Genomic DNA, 5,504 nt, shown 5'->3' on the forward strand with positions numbered 1-5,504 from the left:
CCCCTCCCCTACGCGATCTTGCAGTTTCTGCCCGGGCAAAAGCCTTATCTGTACGCAGACCGGCGACACAAAGTGCAAGATCGCGGCGGGTTTCGGGGGGTCAGAGGCGTTCGAAGCCACGGGTCAGCTCCCAGTCCGTCACCGCGGCGTCGAAGGCCGCCAGCTCGACCCTCGCCTGGTTGGCGTAGTGGGCCACGACCTCGTCGCCGAACGCCTCGCGGGCCACCGTCGAGCCCTCCCACAGGGCCAGGGCGTCGCGCAACGTGGTGGGGACACGCTCCGCCTCCGGGTCGTCGTACGCGTTGCCGGTGCACTCCTGCCCCAACTCCAACTCACCGTCGATGCCGTGCAACGCGCCGGCGACCAGCCCGGCGATCGCCAGGTACGGGTTGACGTCGGCGCCGGGCACCCGGTTCTCCACCCGCATGCCCTGCCCGTGCCCGACCACCCGCAACGCGCAGGTGCGGTTGTCGACGCCCCAGCGCAGCGCCGTCGGGGCGAACGAGCCCGGCTGGTACCGCTTGTAGGAGTTGATGTTCGGGGCGAAGAACAGGCTGAACTCCCGCATGGTGGCCAACAGCCCGGCGAGCACCCGCTGCCCGGTCGCCGACAGGTGCGCCGGCCCGTCGCCGAGCATCGCCGACGAACCCGACGAGTCCCGCAGCGAGAAGTGGATGTGGCAGGAGTTGCCCTCCCGCTCGTTCGGCTTGGCCATGAAGGTGATCGCCATGCCCTCCTGGGCGGCGATCTCCTTGGCCCCGTTCTTGTAGATGACGTGGTGGTCGGCGCAGGCCACCGCCTCGTCGTACCGGAAGGCGATCTCGTGCTGGCCGAGGTTGCACTCGCCCTTGGCGCTCTCCGGGGTGAGCCCGGCGCCGGCCATCTCGGTGCGGATGCGGCGCAGCAGCGGCTCCACCCGGGCGGTGCCGAGCAGGGAATAGTCCACGTTGTACTGGTTCGCCGGGGTCAGGTCGCGGTAGCCGCGCCGCCAGGCGTCCTCGTACGAGTCGCGGAACAGCACGAACTCCAGCTCGGTGCCGGCGTACGCGGTCAGCCCGTGCTCGGCCAGCCGGTCCAGTTGCCGGCGCAGGATCTGCCGGGGCGAGGCGACCACGTCACCCGAGCCGTCCAGCCAGGTCAGGTCGGCCAGCAGCAGGGCGGAGCCGGGCTGCCAGGGCATCCGGCGCAGGGTCGCGAAGTCGGGCACCATCGCGAAGTCGCCGTAGCCGCGGTCCCAGCTCGACATCGCGTACCCGTCGACGGTGTTCATGTCCACGTCGACGGCGAGCAGGTAGTTGCACCCCTCGCTGCCGTGCTCGGCGACCTGATCGAGGAAGAACGGCGCGTGAAACCGTTTCCCCTGGAGGCGACCCTGCATGTCGACGAGGGCCAGCACCACGGTGTCGATCTCACCCTCGGCGACGGCGACCCGCAGTTGTTCCAGCGTGAGCGGTGCTTTCCTCATTCGCGGGCCTCCATCACCAAGGTCTACTGGCAAACCGGATCACCGTCAATGCCCCGTGCCGCCTGGGAACGAAACCGCGAGTTCGTCCGCGTCGTCCGATCGTTCGTCGCCGCGCCCGGGCTTGGTGCGATGCACATCCGGGCAGACCGGGAGCCGTCGGTCGCCGCCGAGGTGACACGGCGAGGCCGGTGTCCGAACTCCGAACGCCGGCCCCACCCTCACGTCACTTCACAGTCCCCATCGACACCACGATGTCCTCCTTGCCGGTGTACGACCAGAACACCGGCTCGGCCGAGTAGCTCAGTTTCGCCTCGGCCCACAGAGGGCTCGACGAAACCACGAACCAGTCGTGGCTGCGGGACAGCAGATAGACGCCCCACCCGGGTTCGACCGCCAGTTCGTGCAGCCCCGTCAGACGGCGCGTCTGCTCGGGATGCGCCCTGCGCAGCGACAGGCCGCGCAGCACGAACGGCGTGCACAGGTACGTCACGTCCTGGAACAGCACCTCAAGCCGGTACTCGTGGGTGGAGCTGGCATCTGCCTGGAGCCACAGCTGGGTGTGCGTCCGACTGACGTGCGTGATCTGGAACAGCCGGTCCGGCGCCTCAAGCTCAGCGGTGATTTCGTTGCGGATCATGCGCTCACATCCCTTGAACTCTCGCCCGCCGGAAGTTGGACGAGTTCAGAGCCGCTCCTCGACGGTCACCGATCACTCACGACGTTCGTCGACAGTGCGGACCGGGCCGGTGAACCACTTGCGGGCCGAGGCGTACCACCAGACGGCAACGACCAGCAGCACCCCGCCCACGGCCAACGGCGCGTAGTTCACCGCCGACCAGGTGAACCCGTCGTTGCCGGGCACCCCGGCGGGCACGATCGGCAGCACGAAGTACACGGCGATGATCGCGATCTCGATCACCGCGATCCAGCCGAGCAGCTTGTACCTGCGGCCCAGCGTCCACGGCCCGGGGACGAACCGGTCGCCCATCCGCAGCCGCAGCGCGATCGGGATGAGGAACGACAGGTAGAGCCCGAGCACCGCGACGGAGACCACCGCGTAGAAGGCGATCGGGATGCCGGCGGAGCTCTCGTAGAGCGCCGGCAGGGTCAGCACCAGACCGGCCAGCGTGGCGCCGATGATGGCGTTGACCGGGGTGCCGTTGCGGTCGACGGTCGACCAGAGCCGCCATCCGGGCACCGCCCGGTCCCGACTGAACGCGTACGCCATGCGGCTCATCGAGGTCACGCAGCTCATGCCGCAGAAGAACTGGCCGATGGTGGAGATGATGATGACGATCTTGAAGAAGACCGGGGTCAACGCGGACTCGAAGATGGCGCCGGAGAAGCCGCCCGCGGCGTTGACCGCCTCGACGTCGGTGGCCGCGAAGAGGAACGCCAGCAGCAGGATCCAGCCACCGACCGCCGAGTAGAAGATCGACTGCCAGAGGCCACGGGCCGCGGCCTGCGAGGCGCCCCGGGTCTCCTCGGAGACGTGCGCGCAGGCGTCGAAGCCGGTGATCGTGTACTGGGTGAGCAGGAAACCCAGCGGCAGCACGTAGAACCAGAACGTCAGCCCGCCGATGTCGCCGTCACCGAAGCCGGAGTTGTTGAACCGCTCGGTGAACACGAACTGGAAGCTCTGGTGGTTGTCGGGAACGAAGACCAGGATGGCCACCACGACGGCCGCGCCGGCCACGTGCCACCAGACCGAGACGTTCTGGAGTACGTCGATGATCCGGTGCCCGAAGATGTTGATCAGCCCGTGCAGCACCAGGATGATCACGAAGAGCATGAACGCCTGCCGCAGCGTCCCGGCCCAGCCGTCGAAGAGCGCCGACAGGGTGAGGTTGAGAAACGTCGCGCAGCCGTAGTCGACCGAGGCGGTGACCGCCACCAGACCGATCAGGTTCAGCCAGCCGGTGAACCAGCCGTGCACGGGACGACCCATGGTGGCCGCCCACCAGTAGATCCCGCCCGCTGTCGGGTACGCCGACACCAGTTCCGCCATGCAGAAGCCGATGATCAGGATGAACAGCGAGATCAGCGGCCAGCCCCAGGAGATGGCGACCGGCCCGCCGTTGTTCCACGCCTGACCGAAGGTGGTGAAGCAACCGGCCAGGATCGAGATGATCGAGAAGGAGATGGCGAAGTTGGAGAAGCCACTCCACTTGCGGCGTAGTTCCTGTTTGTAGCCGAGTTCAGCGAGCCGTCGGGCGTCGTCGTCCATCGGTTGCTCGGCGGTCGGCACGGGCGTCGTGGCCACTGCACACCTCCCTGAGGTGGTTCCGCGTGCGAGTGGGCAAAGTGTCGACCCGGCCGATCAAGGCGGTCAATACGTAGTCGGTGGGAATCTCACTCCCGGTGGGCTAATTGCGTTGCCGTCCAGCCACCCCGGCCCGCATCCTGGACCAGTGACCAGGCCCGATCAGGGCCCCACCCCGGGCGCTCGGACCGCCCGACACCGGTGGCGCGGGGCACGCCTCTCTCTCACGCACGGGCACGCCGCCCGTACCCAAAAGTGCCCCGCGCCCCCCAACCTCCGGGTTGGGGGGCAGGTCAGGTCAGGAGGAGGCCGGCCACCCAGAGGGCGGCTATGAGCAGGCCGGCCAGGAACTCCACAAGGATCGACAGGCCGGCGGCCTTGAGGGCCTGCACGGTGGACGGCCAGGCGAGCTGGTTGCTGCCCAGCCGCAGCCGCTCCGCCGCCCACACCCCCGCCACGAAGCCGAGCACCAACCCGACGAACGGCACCACGAAGAACCCGATGATGCCGAGCACCCCGCCGGCGAGCAGCGTGGACGTCGGCACACCGGTGCGCTTCAGGTTCCGGCCAGGCCACGCGTACTTGATCACGGCGCCGGTCGCGGCGACCAGTGTGGCGGCGGCGAACACCGCCCAGCCACCCAGCCCGGCACCGCCGAACACGGCCCAGACCAGCACGCCACCCCAGCACAGCGGCAGCGCCGGCAGACCGGGCACCACCACGCCGGCCAACCCGGCCAGGATGGCCAGCCCGGCCACCACGGTCACCACCGTCTGCGAGTCCGTCAGGTCCACGCCGCCACCCTCCGTCGCCGCCGACCAGACCGCAACGGTCCCCCGCTCACGGCAGTGCTCCGTCGCCACGCAGCCGGGCGGTGATCGCGTCAGCCGGGGCCGGGGCACCGAAGAAGCGGCCCTGCCCGGTGTCGCAGCGCAGCGCCCGCAGCCGTTCCGCCTGCACGCCGGTCTCCACCGCCTCGGCCGTGACCCACAGCTCCAGGGCGTGCGCCAACCGGACCAACGCGTCGACGATCCGTTCGTCGCGGTGGTCGGCGGCCTCGTCGGTCCCGTCCGCGCGGATGCCCTCGACGAACGGGCCGGCGAGCTTCAGGCAGTGGATCGGCAACCGGCGCAGGTACGCCAGGTTGGAGTAACCGGTGCCGAAGTCGTCCACTGCCAGCCGGACACCGAGCGCGGCGAGCCGGTGCAGGCTGCGCAGCGGCTCTCCGGCGCTGCCCATCACGGCGCTCTCGGTCAACTCCAGCTGGAGCAGCTCGGCGGGCAGCCCACTGGTCCGCAACGCGTCGGCCACAGTGTCCACGATGGCGGGTTCGTCGGCCTGCCGCGCGGCGAGGTTGACGCTGACCACCAGCCGGGCGTCCGGGAACTCCCGCCACCACCGCTCGGCGTCCGCGCAGGCCCGCCGCAGCACCCACTCGCCGAGCCGGACGATCAGGCCGGTCTCCTCGGCCAGCCCGATGAACCGGTCCGGCCCGATCAGGCCCAGCTCCGGGTGCTCCCAACGGACCAGCGCCTCCACCGCGAGCATGCTGCCCTCCAGCAGCGACACGATCGGCTGGTAGTGCAACACGAACTCGCCCCGGTCGAGTGCGGCGGGCAACCCGGCGACCAGCGCCGACCGGGCGATGTCCCGGGCGCCGCGCTCGGGGTCGTAGACCGCCCACCGGCCCCGGCCCGCCGCCTTGGCCCAGAAGAGCGTGGTGTCCGCGGCCTTCATCAGCTCCGACGCGGTGGTTTCCGAGGCGGGGCACTGCAC

5 protein-coding genes are annotated in these 5,504 nt (G+C 69.7%); all 5 read right to left on the reverse strand.

The window, feature by feature from the left end; genetic code table 11:
* Positions 1-100 precede the first annotated feature (100 nt).
* Positions 101-1,465: a glutamine synthetase family protein gene (locus KBX53_RS20635; RefSeq protein ID WP_210861096.1), complete on the reverse strand. Its 1,365-nt coding sequence runs from the start codon at positions 1,463-1,465 to the stop codon at positions 101-103.
* A gap of 223 nt (positions 1,466-1,688) precedes the next feature.
* Entirely contained in the window at positions 1,689-2,102 is a 414-nt protein-coding gene (locus KBX53_RS20640) for a hypothetical protein (RefSeq protein WP_030337626.1), read from the reverse strand.
* Positions 2,103-2,174: 72 nt separating this feature from the next.
* Positions 2,175-3,728 carry an amino acid permease gene (locus KBX53_RS20645; protein ID WP_030337627.1) on the reverse strand — a complete coding sequence of 518 codons (1,554 nt, stop codon included), beginning with the start codon at positions 3,726-3,728 and terminating at the stop codon, positions 2,175-2,177.
* A gap of 293 nt (positions 3,729-4,021) precedes the next feature.
* The gene (locus tag KBX53_RS20650; RefSeq protein ID WP_030337628.1) at positions 4,022-4,522 is read right to left on the reverse strand and encodes a DUF456 domain-containing protein; all 501 of its coding nucleotides are present in this window, start codon (positions 4,520-4,522) and stop codon (positions 4,022-4,024) included.
* Between the two features lie 46 nt (positions 4,523-4,568).
* The coding region (locus tag KBX53_RS20655) for a bifunctional diguanylate cyclase/phosphodiesterase (protein WP_210861098.1) at positions 4,569-5,504 on the reverse strand (936 nt) is incomplete at its 5' end.

It is taken from the genome of Micromonospora sp. M51 (genome assembly GCF_018070305.1).
GTDB classification, from domain to species: Bacteria; Actinomycetota; Actinomycetes; order Mycobacteriales; family Micromonosporaceae; genus Micromonospora; species Micromonospora parva.

What these genes read in the sequence shown, in the direction of transcription:
- KBX53_RS20640 (WP_030337626.1), bottom strand. Translation starts at nt 2,102, where the DNA reads ATGATCCGCAACGAAATCACCGCTGAGCTTGAGGCGCCGGACCGGCTG.
- KBX53_RS20635 (WP_210861096.1), bottom strand. Translation starts at nt 1,465, where the DNA reads ATGAGGAAAGCACCGCTCACGCTGGAACAACTGCGGGTCGCCGTCGCC.